Source organism: Variovorax ureilyticus, assembly GCF_050632185.1.
Taxonomy (GTDB): Bacteria; Pseudomonadota; Gammaproteobacteria; order Burkholderiales; family Burkholderiaceae_C; genus Variovorax; species Variovorax ureilyticus_A.
Genome location: NZ_CP192579.1, coordinates 1,623,702 through 1,641,817 on the forward strand (window position 1 = coordinate 1,623,702; position 18,116 = coordinate 1,641,817).

General features: G+C 68.5%; 15 protein-coding genes and 1 pseudogene. 7 read left to right on the plus strand and 9 right to left on the minus strand.

Features of this window, described 5'->3' with window-relative positions; genetic code table 11:
• Positions 1 to 6 precede the first annotated feature (6 nt).
• Positions 7 to 474, plus strand: coding sequence for a MarR family winged helix-turn-helix transcriptional regulator (locus ACQ858_RS07900; protein WP_431276172.1), 468 nt, complete (start codon positions 7 to 9; stop codon positions 472 to 474).
• A 65-nt stretch (positions 475 to 539) separates the two neighbouring features.
• Positions 540 to 2,108, plus strand: a complete 1,569-nt coding sequence (locus tag ACQ858_RS07905; protein ID WP_431276173.1) for an acyl-CoA synthetase — start codon at positions 540 to 542, stop codon at positions 2,106 to 2,108.
• A gap of 54 nt (positions 2,109 to 2,162) precedes the next feature.
• On the opposite strand, the gene ACQ858_RS07910 is transcribed toward ACQ858_RS07905, so the two are convergent.
• From ACQ858_RS07910 to ACQ858_RS07925, 4 genes are read right to left on the minus strand one after another with little or no spacing between them, the layout of a single operon-like run.
• A complete protein-coding gene (locus tag ACQ858_RS07910; RefSeq protein WP_431276174.1) occupies positions 2,163 to 2,969 on the minus strand; it encodes a PPK2 family polyphosphate kinase in 807 nt (268 codons plus the stop codon).
• Positions 2,970 to 3,029: 60 nt separating this feature from the next.
• Entirely contained in the window at positions 3,030 to 3,452 is a 423-nt protein-coding gene (locus ACQ858_RS07915) for an RNA-binding S4 domain-containing protein (RefSeq protein WP_431276175.1), read from the minus strand.
• A gap of 3 nt (positions 3,453 to 3,455) precedes the next feature.
• Positions 3,456 to 4,871, minus strand: coding sequence for a sensor histidine kinase (locus tag ACQ858_RS07920; RefSeq protein ID WP_431276176.1), 1,416 nt, complete (start codon positions 4,869 to 4,871; stop codon positions 3,456 to 3,458).
• The gene (locus ACQ858_RS07925) at positions 4,868 to 5,548 is read right to left on the minus strand and encodes a response regulator (RefSeq protein ID WP_431276177.1); all 681 of its coding nucleotides are present in this window, start codon (positions 5,546 to 5,548) and stop codon (positions 4,868 to 4,870) included. The genes ACQ858_RS07920 and ACQ858_RS07925 overlap by 4 nt, the downstream gene beginning before the upstream one ends.
• A gap of 108 nt (positions 5,549 to 5,656) precedes the next feature.
• Here ACQ858_RS07925 and ACQ858_RS07930 point away from each other — a divergent pair, with 108 nt between their 5' ends.
• The 3 genes and pseudogenes from ACQ858_RS07930 to ACQ858_RS07940 form a co-directional block, all read left to right on the plus strand.
• Positions 5,657 to 6,616 (plus strand): Bug family tripartite tricarboxylate transporter substrate binding protein, encoded by a 960-nt coding sequence (locus ACQ858_RS07930; protein ID WP_431276178.1) that lies wholly within the window; start codon positions 5,657 to 5,659, stop codon positions 6,614 to 6,616.
• A gap of 23 nt (positions 6,617 to 6,639) precedes the next feature.
• Positions 6,640 to 7,149 (plus strand): tripartite tricarboxylate transporter TctB family protein, encoded by a 510-nt coding sequence (locus ACQ858_RS07935; protein WP_431276815.1) that lies wholly within the window; start codon positions 6,640 to 6,642, stop codon positions 7,147 to 7,149.
• Between the two features lies 1 nt (position 7,150).
• Positions 7,151 to 8,617: pseudogene (locus tag ACQ858_RS07940) on the plus strand (tripartite tricarboxylate transporter permease); the annotation flags it as partial.
• Between the two features lie 115 nt (positions 8,618 to 8,732).
• Here ACQ858_RS07940 and ACQ858_RS07945 read toward each other — a convergent pair.
• The gene (locus ACQ858_RS07945) at positions 8,733 to 9,179 is read right to left on the minus strand and encodes a hypothetical protein (RefSeq protein WP_431276179.1); all 447 of its coding nucleotides are present in this window, start codon (positions 9,177 to 9,179) and stop codon (positions 8,733 to 8,735) included.
• Between the two features lie 119 nt (positions 9,180 to 9,298).
• On the opposite strand from ACQ858_RS07945, the gene ACQ858_RS07950 reads away from it, so the two are divergent.
• Positions 9,299 to 10,003 (plus strand): Crp/Fnr family transcriptional regulator, encoded by a 705-nt coding sequence (locus tag ACQ858_RS07950; protein WP_431276180.1) that lies wholly within the window; start codon positions 9,299 to 9,301, stop codon positions 10,001 to 10,003.
• Between the two features lie 98 nt (positions 10,004 to 10,101).
• On the opposite strand, the gene ACQ858_RS07955 is transcribed toward ACQ858_RS07950, so the two are convergent.
• From ACQ858_RS07955 to ACQ858_RS07970, 4 genes are all read right to left on the minus strand, one after another.
• Positions 10,102 to 10,431, minus strand: a complete 330-nt coding sequence (locus ACQ858_RS07955; protein ID WP_431276181.1) for a hypothetical protein — start codon at positions 10,429 to 10,431, stop codon at positions 10,102 to 10,104.
• Entirely contained in the window at positions 10,428 to 13,559 is a 3,132-nt protein-coding gene (locus ACQ858_RS07960) for an efflux RND transporter permease subunit (protein WP_431276182.1), read from the minus strand. The genes ACQ858_RS07955 and ACQ858_RS07960 overlap by 4 nt, the downstream gene beginning before the upstream one ends.
• A 105-nt stretch (positions 13,560 to 13,664) precedes the next feature.
• Entirely contained in the window at positions 13,665 to 14,813 is a 1,149-nt protein-coding gene (locus ACQ858_RS07965) for an efflux RND transporter periplasmic adaptor subunit (RefSeq protein WP_431276183.1), read from the minus strand.
• 5 nt (positions 14,814 to 14,818) lie between these two features.
• Entirely contained in the window at positions 14,819 to 16,342 is a 1,524-nt protein-coding gene (locus ACQ858_RS07970) for an efflux transporter outer membrane subunit (RefSeq protein WP_431276184.1), read from the minus strand.
• 159 nt (positions 16,343 to 16,501) lie between these two features.
• Here ACQ858_RS07970 and ACQ858_RS07975 point away from each other — a divergent pair, with 159 nt between their 5' ends.
• Complete coding sequence (locus tag ACQ858_RS07975; protein WP_431276185.1) at positions 16,502 to 18,031, plus strand: sigma-54 interaction domain-containing protein; 1,530 nt, start codon at positions 16,502 to 16,504, stop codon at positions 18,029 to 18,031.
• Positions 18,032 to 18,116 lie beyond the last annotated feature (85 nt).

Below are 18,116 nucleotides of genomic sequence, written 5' to 3' on the forward strand. Positions count from 1 at the left end.
CCCGCCATGCAGAGCCAGGATTCCAACACCGCCGAGATCAGCCTGAACGACCAGCCCGGACACCTCATCCGCCGGGCGCATCAGATTTCGGTGTCGGTGTTCTACGAGACGCTGGGCCGCGAAGTCACACCGGTCCAGTACGCGGTCATGCGCACCCTGCAGGACAACCCGGGCATCGACCAGGTCACGCTGGCGCAGCAGGTGGCGCTCGACACCTCGAGCACGGCCGACATCGCGGTGCGGCTCGAAGGCAAGGGCTGGATCACCCGCAAGCTCCTGGCGCGCGGCCAGCGCGAACTGCGCCTCACGGCCGAAGGCGAGGAACTGCTCGCGAAGATGGTGCCCGGCATGCAGCAGATGCAGAACGCGCTGCTGGGCATGCTCTCCGACAGCGAGCGTGAAGCGTTCATCCAGCTGCTCAGCAAGTTCGTGACCGTCAACAACGAGCGCAGCCGCGCACCGATGCGCACCTGAGGCCGGACCTCTGGCGGCGGCGCGTGCCGGGCACTATGCTCGGTGCGCCAAAAAAGGAGACACCGATGCCGCAAGAGACAGCACGCCGCCAGACGCTGGCGGACCTTCTGCACCGCAGCGCGAGGCGCTATCCCGACAAGCTCGCCATCGCCTGCGGTGAGACGCGATGGACCTACGCCGAGTTCGACGCGATCTGTTCGCGGGTGGCGGGCGCCCTGGCCCGCCACGGCATCGGCAAGGGCGAGCGCGTGGCGGTCCTCGCGCGCAACTCGCATGCCTTCGCGGCGCTGCGCTTCGCGCTCGCGCGAATCGGCGCGGTGCTGGTGCCGATCAACTTCATGCTGAAGTCGGAGGAGGTCGCCTACATCCTGCGCCACGCGGGGGCGTCCGTGCTCGCGACGGACACCGGCCTGGCTGCCCTGGCGCGTGAAGCCGCCGCGCTCGACACCTCGGTGCGCGACTTCCTCTGGCTGCCGTCCGAAGACCCCACCGATCCGGTGCCCGGCATGCTGCGTTTCGATGAGTTCGCGCGAAGCGACGCGGAACCGCCGGAGGTGGACCTGCAAACCGCCGATCTCGCGCAGATCGTCTACACGAGCGGAACCGAATCGACCCCCAAGGGCGCGATGCTCACCCACGACGCTGTGATCGCGCAGTACGTGAGCTGCCTCGTCGACGCCGAGATCGCCGGCAGCGACTTCACGCTGCACGCTCTGCCGCTCTACCACTGCGCGCAGCTCGACGTGTTCCTGGGCCCGTCGATCTACGCGGGCGCGACCAACGTCATCACCGCCAAGCCGACGCCGGACAACCTGCTGCCGCTGATCGAGAAATTCCGCATCGGCTCGTTCTTCGCGCCGCCGACGGTGTGGATCTCGCTGCTTCGCTCGCCGCTGTTCGACGCCACCGATCTGGCCAGCCTGCGCAAGGGCTACTACGGCGCGTCGATCATGCCGGTCGAAGTGATGCGCGAGATCATCCGCCGGCTCCCGCAAATGCGGCTGTGGAACCTTTACGGCCAGACCGAGATTGCGCCGCTGGCGACGATGCTCGGTCCCGACGACCAGCTGCGCAAACCCGGCTCGGCGGGGCGTGCTGTGCTCAATGTCGAAACGCGCGTGGTCGACGACTGGATGAACGATGTTGCGGTCGGCGAGATCGGCGAGGTGGTGCACCGCTCGCCGCACCTGATGCTCGGCTACTTCCACGACGACGAGCGCACCCGGGCCGCGTTCGACGGCGGCTGGTTCCATTCGGGCGACCTCGCGACCATCGACGAGGAGGGCTACATCACGATCGTCGATCGCAAGAAGGACATGATCAAGACCGGCGGCGAGAACGTCGCCAGCCGTGAGGTCGAGGAAATGATCTACCGCCTGCCGCAGGTGTCCGAGGTCGCGGTGGTCGGCGTGCCGCATCCGCATTGGGTGGAAGCCGTGGTCGCGATCGTCGTGCCCAGGGCGGGCCAGACGCTCGACGAGGGGCAGGTGCTGGCCCATTGCAGCGAGCACCTCGCGGGCTTCAAGACGCCCAAGCGGGTGGTTTTCGTGGAGGCATTGCCCAAGAACCCGAGCGGCAAGCTGCTCAAGCGCGACCTGCGCAAGGCGCACGCCGGGCTTTTTGCCGGCGGTTAGCCGACAGACTCTGCGGCAGGTCGGCGGTATGCGCTTCGACCGCCCGACCGCCGTTCATTGCACGATGAGGTGCTCCAGCGCAGGGCTCGCCGGCGGCAGGGTGAGCTTCATGTCCTCCAGCGTCTTCACGATGAGGTGCGCGACCATCAGGTTGCGGTGGATCTTGCTGTCGGCCGGCACCACGTGCCACGGCGCGTAGGCGGTCGAGGTGGCCGCGAGCGCCTTTTCGTACGCCAGCTCGTAGTCCGCCCACTTCTTGCGAACCGAGAGGTCGTCCATGTGGAACTTCCAGTGCTTGTCCGGCTGGTCGATCCGCGCCTGCAGCCGTTTGCGCTGCTCCTCCCGGCTGATGTGCAGCATGCACTTGATGACCACCGTCCCGGTTTCGGTCAGCAGGCGCTCGAAGTCGTTGATCTGGGCGTAGCGGCGCTGGGTCTCGGCCTTGTCGATGAGTCCTTCGACCACCGGAACCAGCACGTCTTCATAGTGGCTGCGGTTCCAGATGGCGATGTCGCCGGTCGGTGGCACGGCCGCATGGCAGCGCCAGAGGAAGTCGTGCGCGCGTTCGTCCTCGCTGGGTACCTTGAAGGCCTTCACGCGAACGCCGAGCGGGGAGGTGCGCGAGAAGACCCAGCGGATCGTGCCGTCCTTGCCGCTGGTGTCCAGACCTTGCAGCACCAGGAGCAGCTTGCGCCGGCCCTCGGCATGCAGGTTGTTCTGCAGATCGTCGAGGCGAACCGCGAGTTGCTCGAGTTCCTGCCGCTGCGCTTCTTCGGTGCCGGTCAGAAAAGGGGCCTCGGCGGGATCGATGCTCGTGAGCTTGAACTTGCCGGTGACGCAATACTTTTTGAAGCTGGCCATGAGGTCGGACTCCTTTCGCAAAAGCCGCAGGGTACGCCAGGCGCCGGGGGCAGGCCGGTTTCACTCGTCATCGTCGAGCGAGGCGCTCCAGCGGTTGTCCCAGTTGCCGCGACGCGCATGCTCCAGCTCGCGCCGGTCGCGCTTGGTTGGCCGGCCCTGCTCGATGCTGAGCGCCGGCTCGCTGCCCAGGCGGCGCTGCTCCCGCACGGCGGCTTGCGCGACGAGGCTTTCCTGCGTTTCCTCGTAGAGCTGCTGCGCGACCGGTGCCGGGCCGCGCTGGCCGCTGAGCCCTCGCACCAGCACCTCGCGCGTGAACGGGCCGAGCCGGATCGTGACCCTGTCGCCCGGCTTCACCTCGCGCGAGGCCTTGGCGACTTCCCCGTTCACCTGAATGCGATGCTTGCCGATCTCGTCGGCGGCGAGCGAGCGCGTCTTGTAGAAGCGCGCGGCCCAGAGCCATTTGTCGATGCGTAGGCGATCCATGAGTCAGCCATTGTCGCGCGCCAGCGGCAGTTGGACGACAGCATCCAGGCCGATCACGCGTGCGCCGGATTCCCGGTTTTCGAGCGCGATGGAGCCGCCGAGCGCCAGCACGATCTCCCGGCAGATCGCGAGCCCGAGTCCGGAGCCGCTTGCCACGTCGCCTGCCGCGAAGGGGGCGAACAGGCGTTGGCGCAAGTCGTCGGAAATGCCCGGGCCCTGGTCGCTCACGATCAGGGTCACGGACTGCCCATCCACAGCGACGCGCACCACCAGCGCGTCCCCGGCCGGGCTGTGCTTGATCGCGTTGTGCAGCAGGTTCCGCGACAGTTCCTGCAGCATCCACCGGTGCGCACGTACTGGCGCCGGCATGGGCGCGGCGGAGAGCTCGAAATCGAGGGCCTTGTCCGCCACCAGCGGAGAAAGGTCGAGCGCGATGTCGCGCACGCATTCGGCGAGGTCCAGCGTCACCGACTCGGGCTGCTGGCGCAACTGCTCGACCTTCGCGAGCGACAGCATCTGGTTGGCGAGCGTGGTGGCGCGCTCGACCGTCTGGCTGATCTCCTCGAGCGCCTGCCCGGCCGGCACGTCGCCGCGCCGCGCGGATTGCACCTGCGCCTTGAGCACTGCGAGCGGCGTGCGCAACTGGTGCGCGCTGTCGCGCACGAAGCGCTTCTGGTGATCGAGCAGGCGCTGCAGCCGTCCCATGACACGCGTGGTCGCGTCGATCAGCGGCCGCAGCTCGCGCGGTGCATCGGGCGCATCGATGGGCGAGAGGTCGTCGGCGGCGCGTGCTTCGATCGCCTCGCCGAGCTCGCGCACCGGCCGCGTCGCGCGCTGCACCACGACCACCGTGACCGCGGCGATCACCGAGATCAGCACCAGTTGCCGCCACAGCGTATCGACGAGCAGCTTGCGCGCGAGCGTCTCGCGCAGCTCCAGCGTTTCGGCCACCTGCACCACCGCCATGCCGCGTCCGCGCGGGCTTGCCACCGGCTGCAGCAGCACCGCGACGCGCACCGGCATGCCGCGGAACTTGGCGTCGTAGAAGTCCACCAGCGCCGCATAGGGCGGCCGGTCGGGCAGCCTGCCGCGCCACAGGGGAAGGTCCTCGAAGCCGGAGACGAGGTGGCCGTCGAGTGCGGAGACGCGGTAGTACATGCGGCTCTGGCTGTCGGCCTCGAAGGCTTCGAGCGCGGCGTAGGGGACGATGGCGCGCAACGCCGCGTGCTCGTCGTAGCCGTCCACGTCCAGTTCTTCGCCGATCGTCTTGGCAGAGGCGAGCAGGGTGCGGTCGTAGGCGGTGGTCGCGGCCGCGAGGCTCTGGCGGTAGAGGCTGACGCTGTTGATGACGATGAAGAGCGCGATCGGCGCGAGGATGCCCACCAGCAGCCTCGCGCGCAGCGAAGACACCGGCTTCATTTTTCTTCGCGCAGCAGGTAGCCGAGGCCGCGCAGCGTCATCAGCGTGACGCCGGTGGCTGCAAGCTTCTTGCGCAGCCGGTAGACCACGACTTCGACGGCCTCGTACTGCACGTCCATTTCGCCGGGGAAGACCAGCTCGAAGAGGCGCTCCTTCGAGACCGCATGGCCGGGCTTGACCATCAGCGCCTTCAGCAGCGCGAGTTCGCGCGGCGTGAGTTCGAGTACTTCGGTGCGGTGGTAGATCGCGCCGTTCTCGGGGTCGTAGCGCAGGCCGCCGACTTCCGGCAGGCGGGGCGGCGAATCGGCACCCGCATTCTGGCTGCGGCGGTGCAGGGCACGGATGCGCGCCTCGAGTTCGTCGAGGTCGAAAGGCTTGGGCAGGTAGTCATCGGCACCGGCATTGAGTCCCACGATGCGGTCGCCGACCGTGCCGCGCGCGGTCAGCAGCAGCACCGGCGCGCGCAGCCCGGCAGCGCGGGCCTGCGCCAGCACCTGCAGGCCGTCGAGGTTGGGGAGGCTCAGGTCGAGTGCCACCACATCGGGTTCGAGCGAGCGCCATTGCGCGATGGCCTGGGCGCCGTCCCCGCACACCCGCACGTCGATCTGGCGGCGACCGAAGGTGCGCTGCAGGGTGGTCTGCATCGACGGGTCGTCTTCGACTAGCAGCAGCTTCATGCCGGGATTTTCGGTGTTTACCCCAGTCCGTCGGACAGCCAACTGACAGCAGGGCGGCGCATCATACCGGCGTCAGCTTCCACTCAGGTTCAAACAAAGGAGACATTGATGCGCCGAGACACGTTTCTGAAATCCATGGTCGCGCTGGCGGCCACCGGTGCCTTGCCGCTGTCGGCATGGGCCGGCGCCAACATCAAGATGATGATTCCCGCCAACCCGGGCGGCGGCTGGGACACCACCGGGCGTGCGCTCGGCAAGGCCCTGACCGACGGCAAGCTGGCCGACACGGTCACCTTCGACAACAAGGGCGGCGCGGCCGGCGCGCTGGGCCTGGCGCAGTTCGTCAACGGTTCCAAGGGCGACCCCAACGCGATGATGATCATGGGCGCCGTGATGCTCGGCGGCATCATCACCGGCAAGCCGCCGGTCTCACTCTCGCAGGCCACGCCGATCGCGCGCCTGACCAGCGAATTCAACGTGTTCGTGCTGCCGGCCAACTCGCCGCACAAGAGCATGAAGGACGTGATCGATCAGCTCAAGAAGGACCCGGGCAGCGTGAAGTGGGGCGGCGGCTCGCGCGGCTCCACCGAGCACATTGCGGCGGCGATGATCGCGCAGCGGGTGGGCGTCGATCCGTCCAAGATCAACTACGTCGCCTTCCGTGGGGGCGGCGAGGCAACGGCAGCCATCCTGGGCGGCAACGTCACGGTGGGCGGCAGCGGCTTCAGCGAATTCGCCGAATACATCAATGCCGGCAAGATGAAGCCGATTGCGGTCACTTCGGCGCAGCGCCTGCCGGGCGTCAACGTGCCGACGCTCAAGGAGCAGGGCATCGACGTCGAGATCGGGAACTGGCGCGGCGTGTACGGCGCACCGGGCATCACGCCCGAGCAGCGCAAGGCGCTGACCGATCTGGTGCTGGCCGCGGTCAAGACGCCGGCCTGGGCCGAAGCGGTGAAGAAGAACGACTGGACGCCGGCGGTGCTTTCGGGCGACGCCTTCGCCAAGTTCGTGGACGACGAGTTCGCGAGCCTGCGCGCCACCATGGTCAAGTCGGGAATGGTCTGAGCGTGCAGGCCGAACTGACTTCGATGCCGGCGCCAGCGAACTGGCCCCAGACGCTGGTGGGCGTCGGGGTCCTGGTCACCGGCCTCGCCCTCGCGTACGGCGCCATCGGCATTTCCTCCGAAGCCGGCTACGGCGGCGTCGGCCCCAACTTCCTGCCCTGGCTGGTCTCGGTCGCGCTCGCGGCGTGCGGCGCGTGGATTCTCTGGGAGGCGCGCACCGGCGGTTTCCGCGAGATGGAAGACTCGTCGGGTGACGCTGCACCTTACTGGACCGGGTTCATCTGGGTCTCGGCGGGGCTGCTGCTCAATGCGGGGCTCATCACCACCATCGGCTTCGTGCTGAGTTGCGCGCTGTGCTACCTGCTCGCGGTGCAGGGCCTGCGCCGCGCCGGCGGGCAGGCCGTCGCGAATTCGCCACGCGCCTGGGTCATCGATGCCGTGACCGGGCTCATCATCTCCGCGCCGGTGTACTGGACGTTCACGAAGTTCCTGGCGATCAACCTCCCGGGCTTGACTGCGACGGGTTGGATTTGACATGGACATCTTCAACGCGCTTCTGAACGGCTTCGCGCTTGCGATCACGCCGGCCAATCTCCTGTGGTGCCTGGTGGGCTGCGCCCTCGGCACGGCGGTCGGCGTGCTGCCCGGCATCGGGCCGGCGGTCGCGGTGGCGATGCTCCTGCCGATCACCGGCAAGGTCGACGTCACGGCGTCGATGATCTTCTTCTCGGGCATCTACTACGGCGCGATGTACGGCGGCTCGACCACCTCCATCCTGCTCAACACGCCCGGCGAAACCGCCAGCATGGTGACGGCGATGGAAGGCAACAAGATGGCCAAGAGCGGCCGCGCGGGCGCCGCGCTCGCGACGGCGGCCATCGGGTCGTTCGTGGCTGGCACCATCGCCACGGTGATCGTCACGCTGTTCGCGCCGTTCGTGGCCGACTTCGCGGTCCGGCTCGGCCCGCCGGAGTACTTCCTGCTGATGCTGCTGGCCTTCACGACCGTGAGCGCGGTGCTCGGCAAAAGCACCTTGCGCGGCATGACGGCGCTGTTCATCGGGCTCGCGGCCGGATGCATCGGGCTCGACCAGATCTCGGGCCAGGGCCGCTACACCGGGGGCATCCCCGAGCTGCTCGACGGCATCGAGATCGTGCTGGTCGCGGTCGGCCTGTTCGCGGTGGCCGAAGTGTTGTATGCGGTGCTGTACGAAGGCCGCGTCGTCGAAGGGCAGAACAAGCTCAGCCGCGTGCACATGACAGCGCGCGACTGGAAGCGGTCGATCCCGGCGTGGCTGCGCGGCACCGCCATCGGAACGCCCTTTGGCTGCATTCCAGCGGGCGGCACCGAGATCCCGACCTTCCTGAGTTATGCCACCGAGCGCAAGCTTGCCAAGGACTCGGAAGCCCGCGCCGAATTCGGCACCAAGGGCGCGATCGAGGGCGTGGCCGGCCCGGAGGCTGCGAACAACGCGACGGTGACGGCGGCGCTGATCCCGCTGCTTACGCTCGGCATCCCGACCTCGAACACCACCGCGATCCTGCTCGGTGCGTTCCAGAACTACGGCATCCAGCCCGGGCCGCAGCTGTTCACCACCTCGGCTGCGCTGGTGTGGGCGCTGATCGCCTCCCTCTATATCGGCAACGTGATGCTGCTGGTGCTGAACCTGCCGATGGTCGGCCTGTGGGTCAAGCTGCTCAAGATCCCGAAGCCGCAGCTCTACGCAGGCATCCTGATCTTCGCCACGGTCGGCGCCTACGGCATGCGGCAGAGTGCGTTCGATCTGTTCCTGCTCTACGCCATCGGCGTCCTGGGCGTGATCATGCGGCGCTTCGACTTCCCGACGGCGCCGGTGGTGGTCGGCATGATCCTCGGGCCGCTCGCCGAAGCGCAACTGCGCAACGCGATGTCGATCGGGGAGGGCAGCGCCAGCGTGTTCTTCCAGCGTCCGATGTCGATCGCTCTGATCGTCGTGATCCTGGCCGTGCTGGTGCTGCCGCGCCGGCCAGGCGCATGGGCGCGAGGTAGCGGCGGCGAACGCCACGCACGTGAAAAACGCCGCGGACCGCCCGAGCGGTTCCGCGGCGATCGCGACGCACCTGCTTGTTCAACCGTCCTTATTCGGCCGACGATCCGCGATCGAATCGCGCCATCCCGATCGAGCGCGTGTTCTGGGCGCGCTGCACCTCGGCCGTGAACTCCGGTCCATTCCGCATGCGTTGATACGCCGCCATCTGGTGGCGGAATTCGGCGCCGGTCGGATCGAAGCCGTCGCGGTTCGCGACCTGGCTCATGCCGGAGCGCATCCACAGTTGGGTGTCGGCGGCAACTTCGGCGCGGCTTGTCGCGCCCGTCGTCGGGTCGGCGGGACCGACTCGATATTCCGCCGGCGCGCTCGCGAAGGTCGCGCGGCTCGCGGTCATGTCCGCCGCCACTTCGGCGCGGCTGAAATGGCCGACAGCGGAAATCGGGGTGCCGACCCATTGCTCGGCCGGCACGGTTTGCGCGGACACGGCGCCGGCAAATGCGAGTGCCGAGAGGCCGAGAAATAGTCTTGCATTCATGATGAAATCTCCTTGATGTGTGACTGCGGGAATCGCTGGATCACAGGGCTGTACTTTGGCGTTGGCAGGCCATTCGCGCTGTGCGTTTGCGCACAGGTTTTATCAACTGATCCACAAGCATGACCACCCGGCGTTCCAGTCTGGCCCTGAAGCACATCGCGCTGCTGGAGGGGTTGTCGCAATCGCGGTTCGATCAACTGGCCCAGCGCTGCCAATGGCAGAGCGTCGCCGCCGGTGCGCCGCTGCTGCTGCGATCCGAAGAGAAAAGCGATGTCTACTTCCTCGTGTCGGGCCAGCTGCGCGTGACCACCTATTCGGCCAACGGGCGGCAGATCACGTTTCGCGACCTGAACGAGGGCGAGCATCTCGGCGAGATCGCGGCCATCGACGGCCGGCCGCGCTCCGCCGACGTGCTGACGCTGAAGCCCAGCGTGGTCGCGAGTCTGGACCGCCTCGCGTTCCTCGAACTGCTTCGCGACGAGCCGGTGGTGGCCGAGCGCGTGATGCAGAGCCCGGCTTCGCTCGTGAGGCAGTTGTCGGAGCGCGTGATCGACCTGAGCACGATGGGCGTGCAGAACCGGGTCCATGCCGAGCTGCTGCGGCTGGCGCACGAGGTTGGCGTCGACGAGAACCGCGCGCGGCTGGACCCCGCGCCGACCCATGCCGAACTGGCGAGCCGGGTCAGCACGAATCGCGAGCAGGTCACGCGCGAGCTCAATGCGCTTGTGCGCGCGGGCATTCTTGCGAAAGACGCCAAGGCGCTGGTCGTGCTGGATGTGCGGCGCCTTGCCGCGTTGCTGGCGGAGGTGCGGGGCTTTCCCTGAAATTCAGCGCTGCGGCTGGTCAGGCACCACCACGGTGGCGCGGCCGTCGGGCGAGGTGACGGTCGTCGACCCGGCCGGTGCGGGCGTGCCCTGCGGCGTCACGACGGTGGAGCGACGATCGCCCGAACGGACCGTTTTCGTGCCGGCGGGCGGGGTGCGCCTTCAGGCTTGACCACGGTGGAACGCCGATCTCGCGAGCGCGTCGTGACGTTGCCCGACGGACCGCCGCGCGCGCGGTCCAGCGCGGCGCCCGCATCGCGGATGCAGGCATCGCGCTCGGGCCGGGGGAGCGAGCCGCTGTTGCACTTCGCGACCTGCTCGTCGAACCGCCGCTGGGCCTCCGACAGATCGTGCGTCTGTGCAAGCGCAGCCAACGAGATGCCCAGGAAGGCGCCGGAAACCGCCACACGCTGAAAGATGCTGATCACGGTGTACCTCTGTCGTTCGACGATGGCGCGAGTCTATCGCCAGCCTCATGGCCGTGGCCGATGTGCACCGCGCCACGAATGCGCTTGACCGTCTTGCGGATCCATTGCTGGACATCGTCGACATAGGTGAACACCGCCGGCACCACGAGCAGGCTCAGCACGGTGGAGGTGATGAGTCCGCCGATCACCGCCATGGCCATCGGCGCGCGGAAGCTGGAATCCGCCGAGCTCCAGCCGAAGGCGATCGGCGTCATGCCCGCGCCCATCGCGAGCGTGGTCATGATGATCGGCCGCGCCCGCTTGTGGCAGGCGTCGCGCAGTGCTTCCCAGCGGCTCATGCCATGATCGCGGCGCGCGACGATCGCGTACTCGACCAGCAGGATGGAGTTCTTCGTCGCGATGCCCATCAGCATGATGAGCCCGATCAGCGACGGCATCGAGAGCGCCTTCTGTCCGACCAACAGCCCCACGAAGGCGCCGCCGAGCGCGAGCGGCAGCGCGCACAGGATCGTGACCGGATGCAGGAAGTCCTTGAACAGCAGCACCAGCACGATGTAGATGCACAGCACGCCGGTGAGCATCGCGAGGCCGAAGCTGTTGAACAGTTCCGTCATCACTTCCGCGTCGCCCACTTCGGCGACCCTCACGCCGGGCGGCAGGCTGCGGATCGAGGGCAGCTTCATCGCCGCTTCCTTCGCGTCGCCGAGGCCGACGCCGGAGAGCTCGATCTCGAAGTTGACGTTGCGCGACCGGTCGTAGCGGGCGATCACCGCCGGGCCGCCTTCGATCGACAAGGTGGCGACCTGGCCCAGCATCACCGGTCCGCGCGCGCCGGGCACCGCGAGGCGCTCCAGCAGCGAGAGATCCTGCCGCGCCGAATCCTCCAGCTTGACCACGATCGGCACCTGCCGCTGTGCGAGATTGAGCTTGGGCAGGTTCTGGTCGTAGTCGCCGAGCGTGGCGACGCGCAGCGTTTCGGCGATGGCTGAGCTGGTCACGCCGAGGTCGGCCGCGCGCGCGAAGTCCGGGCGTACCACGATCTCGGGGCGGATCAGGCTCGCGGTCGAGGTGATGTTGCCCAGGCCCGGGATGGTGCGCAGGTCGCGCTCCACCGCGCGCGCGGCGACGGTCAGCGCGTTGGGGTCATCGCCGGAAAGCGCGAGGATGTATTTCTCGCCTGAGCCACCGAGGCCCACGGTGCTGCGCACGCCGGGGAGGGTTTCGAGCGCGGCGCGGATGTTCTTCTCGATCACCTGCTTGCGCGGCCGCTCGCCGCGCGGGTCGAGCTGGATCGTGAGCGTGGCCTTGCGCGTCTCGGGCGTGCCGAAGTTCGCGAACGGATCGCCGCCTGCGCTGCCGCCCCCGACCGTGGTGTAGACGCTGCGCACATGCTCGATCGCCATCACGCGGCGTCGCGTTTCCTCGGCCATCGCGGTGGTCTGCGCGAGCGTCGCGCCGGGTGCGAGCGAGATGTACACCTGCGTCTGCGAGTTGTCGTCCGGCGGGATGAAGCCGGTCTTGAGCAGCGGGATCATCGCCACCGAGCCGAAGAAGAAGAGGGTGGCCAGCACCATGGTGGCAAAGCGGTGCTGCAGGCACCACCCGGCCATGCGCATGTAGGCCGCGAGCCAGCGCGGCTCCCTGTGGCCGCCCGCGAGCGGCTTGAGGATGTAGGCCGCCATCATCGGCGTGAGCATCCGAGCCACCACCAGCGAGGCGAACACCGCGAGCGAGGCGGTCCAGCCGAACTGCTTGAAGAACTTGCCGGCCACGCCGCTCATGAAGGCGGTCGGCAGGAACACCGCGATCAGCGTGAAGGTCGTCGCGATCACCGCGAGGCCGATCTCGTCGGCCGCCTCCATCGCCGCCTGGTAGGGCGTCTTGCCCATGCGCAGGTGGCGCACGATGTTCTCGACCTCGACGATCGCGTCGTCCACCAGGATGCCGACCACCAGCGACAGCGCCAGCAGCGTCACCACGTTGATCGAGAAGCCCAGCAGGTACATGCCCACGAAGGCCGGGATCACCGACATCGGCAGCGCGACCGCTGAGACGAAGGTCGCGCGCCAGTCGCGCAGGAACAGCCACACCACCACCACCGCGAGGATGGCGCCTTCGTACAGTAGGTGCAGCGATCCCTGGTATTCCTCGCGCACCGGCTTGACGAAATTGAAGGCCTCGGTCAGCTGGATGTCGGGGCGCTCCGCGCGCAGCTGGTTGAGCACCTGCTGCACCGCATCGCCCACCTCGACCTCGCTCGCGCCGCGGCTGCGTGCGACCTCGAAGCCGACCACCGGCTTGCCGTCGAGGAAGGCGGCGGCCCGCGGCTCGGCGATGGTGTCGCTGATGCGCGCGACCTGGTCGAGCCGGATGCGCCGTCCGTCCGACAGCGGGATCTGGATGTCGGCGATCTCGTCCGCCGAACGCACCGTGGCGAGCGTGCGCACCGGCTGCTCGCTGCCGCCCACGTCGGTGCGGCCGCCGGCGCTTTCGATCTGCTGCTGTCGCAACTGCCGCGAGATATCGGCCGTGGTCGCGCCGAGCGCCTGCAGCTTGCCCGGATCGAGATCGACATGCACCTGGCGCGTGACCCCGCCGACTCGATTCACCGCGCCCACGCCGCGGATCGCGAGCAGGCGGCGCGTCACGTCGTTGTCGACGAACCACGAGAGCTCCTGCTTGTCCATGCGCGACGACGAGATCGTGAACGCCAGCACCGGCTGCGCCGCGAAGTCGAGCTTGGTGATCACCGGATCGCGCAGGTCCGCGGGCAAGTCGGCGCGCACCCGCTGCACCGCCGAACGGACATCGTCGACCGCTTCCTGCACCGGCTTCTCGAGGCGGAACTCGACGATCAGCGTCACCGCGCCGTCCTGCACCTTGGTCGTGATGTGCTTGAGGCCCTGCACGGTGGCGATCGAGTTCTCGATCTTGCGCGCGACGTCGTTTTCGAGCTGCGACGGCGACGCGCCCGGCAGCACCGCCGAAACCGTGACGGTCGGCAGGTCGATGTCGGGGAAGTTCTGCACCTTCATCGCGTTGAAGGACAGCAGCCCGGCGAACGTGAGCAGCACGAACAGCATCACCGCCGGGATCGGATTGCGGATCGACCAAGCCGAGATGTTCATGCCACCCCCAGCCTCGCCCACTGCGTGTGGCTCGGACACCCCCTCAAGGGGGCGCACCGGCGGCCCGGCGAAGCCGGTTCCGCGGGTGCCCTGACATGGGCTTGCTCATTTCGGGGCTCCATTTGCCGGATTGGCGGGCGGCGCGTCGACCACGCGCACCAGGTCGCCATCGTTGAGAAAGCCCGCGCCTTGCACGACCACGCGCGCGTCGGGCGGCAGCGAGGTGGTGATTTCGACGCGGTCGCCCACGCGTCGGCCCGTCTCGACGCGCAGCATCGACACGCGGCTGTCGGGCTGCATCAGCAGCAGATGGTTGAACCCGTCGCGCGGCACCACCGAGGCGAGCGGCACCGTGACCGCGCTGCTGCGCCCGAGCATGAAATCGCCGCGCGCGAACATGCCGGCCTTGATGCCGGTGTTCTGCTGCACGTCGGGGATGTCCACGTAGATCAGCGCGGCGCGTGTCTGCGGATCGACCGTCGGCGCGACGCTGCGCACCTTGCCGTTGACCGTCGCGCCGGTCGCGCTCACCACCACGGCGGGCGTGCCCACCGTGATGCGGCCGAGCTCGGATGAGGTGATCTCCGCGCGCCATTCGAGGCGGCCCTGGCGGATCAGGCGGAACAGCTCCGTGCCGGCAGAGACCACGCTGCCCACCGTCGCGGTGCGCGAGGAGATCACGCCGTCGTCCGGCGCCATCACCTTCGTGTTGCGTCCGCGTACCTGCTGCGCCGCGAGCACCGCTTCGGCTGCTTCGACGCGCGCCTTGGCGGTCTGCTCGGCGGTCGTGTACTGGTTGATCTGCTGCTGGCTCATCGCACCGGTCGCCTGCAGCGTCCGGGCACGCGCGGCGGTGCCGGCCGCGTCGGCGGCGGTCGCACGCGCCTCGGCCAACGCAGCCCTGGCCTGCGCCACGTCGGCATCCACCGATTCACCCGAGAACACCGCGAGCACCTGGCCCTTCCTCACCGCATCGCCCACGTTGACGCGCACTTCGGCGAGCCGCAGGCTGTTGGCCTCGGAGCCGATGCTGGCTTCCTGCCACGCGGCGACATTGCCGTTGGCCGAGAGCGTGACGTTGAGCTCGCTGGTTTCGGGCCCGGCGACGGTGACGGTCAGCGTCGGCCGCGCGGTCGCCGCCGCCTTCGCGGGCTCGCCGCCCGAGGATTTGCCGCGCGCGAGCCAGAAGCCCGCCCCGGCCAGAACCAGGACGCCCAGTGCGACGACGATAAGGGTGGAGCGCTTCTTCTTCATTCTCTTCAACGGGATGACGGAGCGGCCGGCGGGGCCGTCGTTGCGATCGATTCGGGCCGCGACCATCCGCCGCCCATGGCGCGGTAGAGCGCCACCCAGGCTTCGGCGCGTTCGCGCTGCAGCGACACGCGCGAGGTCTGCGAGACGAACAGCGTGCGCCGCGCGTCCTCCAGGTCGAACAGGCTCGCCAGCCCGGTGCTGAAGCGCGCCTGCGTGGCGTCGAAGGACGCCTGGTAGTTGCGTACCGCGGTATCGGCATCGTCGGCGCGCTCGTCGGTGCTGCGGAGATTGATCAGCGCTTCCTCGACCTCGCGCACCGCCTGCCGCACGCTCGCGCGATAGAGCGAGACCGCTTCGTCATAGCGCACCTTGGCCGCTGCCTCGTTGGCCGCCAGCGCGCCGCCGTCGAAGATCGGCAGGTTGAGCGCCAGCGGGCCGATGGTCCAGGTGTCCAGCGTCTCGCGGAAACCACCGGTGCGCACCTGCACCGTGGCGATCGAGCCTTGCAGCGTCAGCCGCGGAAAGCGTGCAGCGAGCGCTGCGCCCGCGTCGGCGCTTGCCGCCGCCACGCCGAGTTCGGCCGCATACACATCGGGCCGCTGTGCGAGTGCCTCCGCCGGCACGCTGTGCACCGCCTGGACGGCCGGCAGGGCGACATCGATCGGCGCGGCTTCCAGCCGGGCCTTGAGCACCGGCGCCTCGATGCCCGTCAAGGACGCCAGCGCCTGCTCGAGCACCGCGCACTGCGCCCGCTGCTGCGTGAGCCGCCCCGACGCCTCGGCGGCGCTGGCACGCGCGAGCGCCGCATCGGCCGGCGCGGTGAAGCCGGCGCGCATCGACAGCTCGGTGAGCCGTGCCGTCTCCGCACGCGATTGCGCATCGGAGGTCGACACCTCGAGCTGCCGGCGGCAGGCGCGCTCGCCGAGATAGGTGTTCGCGGTTTCCGCCGCGACCGACACCCGCGCGTCATGCCACCGGGCGTCCGCGCCCGCGAGTCGCGCCTGGCTCGCGTCGCGATTCGCGCGAAGGCCGCCGAACAGATCGATCTCCCAGCTCGACTGCAGCGCGGCCTGCCCGGTCGTGAGGACCGGCAGGCTGGTGCTCACACCTCCGGTGGTGGATGTCGAAGTGCCGGTGAATCCGCTGGTCGGCGAATTGCCGCGGCTGGCCGCCAACTGCCCGTTGAGATTCGGAATCAGCGCTGCCCCGGCCGCCACGCGCGTGGCTCGCGCTTCCGCGATGCGCGCGCCCGCGCTCGCGACGGTCGGGCTCACCGACTCGGCGGCGAAGATCAGGTCGACCAGCAGTGGGTCATGCAGTTGTTCCCACCACTGGCCCAGCGTCGGCAGCGAGCCGCCGTGGGGCAGCGCGGCGGTGGAGGCGGGGAGCGGGTTGCTCCACGTCGGCGGCATCGGCGTGTCGGCCTTTTCAGGCGGACGCGGGACGGCGCAGGCCGAAAGCAGCAGCAAGGAGGCAACGAGCGAAAGCGTCGGAAGCCGGGAGATCCTCATGAGTTCGGGGTTCCGCATAAGGTGGCGCGAGGCGGGCGCAGGGGGCATCGCCGAGGGCGCCGGTCTGGAGGCTGGTGGCCTGCAAGGGGCGGAGCATAGCAAGCACAAAAGACCACTCTGTCGGCGCCTGCCGGGCTCGAGTAGGGGCATGCCGGGGCCCGCGCTACGATCCCGCCCATGCCACCCGCCACCGCCGCTCCACCCGCCTTGCCGCTCGACGCCGACAGCATCCTCGCGCTCGCCGCGCGGTCGATGTTCCATCTGTTCTCGAGCATCAGCCAGGGCATGTTCCTGGTCGATCGGACCGGGCGCATCGTGTGGGTCAACGAGGGCTATCGGCGGTTTCTGCCGGCGCTGGGCTTCTCGTCGATCGACCAGTTCCTCGGCCACATGGTGGAGGACGTGATCCCCAACACGCAGATGCGCCGTGTGCTCGAGACCGGCGAGCCGATCCTGGTCGATCTGCTGACGAACAAGGCGGGGACTTTCGTGGTGAGCCGGATTCCGCTGCGCGAGGAGCGCGAGGGCGCCGCGTTGGGCGAGATCATCGGCGCGATCGGGATCGTACTGTTCGACCACCCGGAAACGACGCTGCAGCCGTTGATCAGCAAGTTTGCCCTGCTTCAGCGCGATCTCGACGATGCGCGGCGCGAGCTGGCGAGCCAGCGCGCCAACCCGCTCTACCAGCAGTCGGCGGACGGTCAGCGGCGGTCCAAGTACACCTTTGCGAGCTTCATCGGCAGCAGTCCGGCGGCGGTCGAGGTCAAGCGGCATGCGCGGCGCGCGGCGCAGTCGTCGAGCCCGGTGCTGCTGCTGGGCGAAACCGGCACGGGCAAGGAACTGCTGGCGCATGCGATCCACGCGGCGTCGGCGCGGGCGCAGGGCCTTTTCGTGAGCGTGAACATCGCCGCCGTGCCCGACACGCTGCTCGAAGCCGAGTTCTTCGGTGTCGCACCCGGCGCGTTCACCGGCGCGGATCGCAAGGCGCGCGAGGGCAAGTTCAAGCTGGCGGATGGCGGCACGCTGTTCCTCGACGAAATCGGCGACATGCCGCTCGGCCTGCAGGCCAAGCTGCTGCGCGCCTTGCAGGAAGGCGAGATCGAGCCGCTGGGGTCGAACAAGCTGGTGCCGTTCGATGCCCGCGTGATCGCGGCCACTTCGCGCGATCTTGCGGCGCTGGTCCGAGAAGGGCGCTTCCGCGAAGACCTGTACTACCGCCTCAACGTGTTGCCGGTGCGTGTGCCGCCGCTGCGGGAACGCCGGGGGGATATCCCTGCGCTGGTGGAGGCACTGGGGGAAGACATGGCGCTGCGCAGCGGCGAGGCCCCGCCCGAGCTGACGCCCGATGCATTGGCGCTGCTCGCGGCGCAGCATTGGCGCGGCAACATCCGCGAACTGCGCAATGTGCTGGAGCAGGTGACCATGCGCAGCGATTCGCAGCGCATCGATGCGCCGCAGCTCGAACGCATCCTGCGTGAAGCCGGGCAGGAGAACATCGCGCCGCCGACACGCATGCAGGCCGAACCCGCCACCGAGGCCGAGGAGCGCGCCTTGCTGTTACGCCCGCTTGCGCAGCAGGTCGCCGAACTGGAGCGCAAGGCGATCGCCGCCGCGATGGCCGAGACGGGCGGCAACAAGCTCGCGACCTCGCGGCTGCTCGGCATCTCCCGCGCGACGCTCTATGAACGTCTGGAAAACCCTGACTGAAGAACAGTCAATTGACTGAAATAAAGACACTCCAATTGTCTTGATTTCAATCTTTTGAAGCGGAAACTTCGGGAAAGTCCTTTGT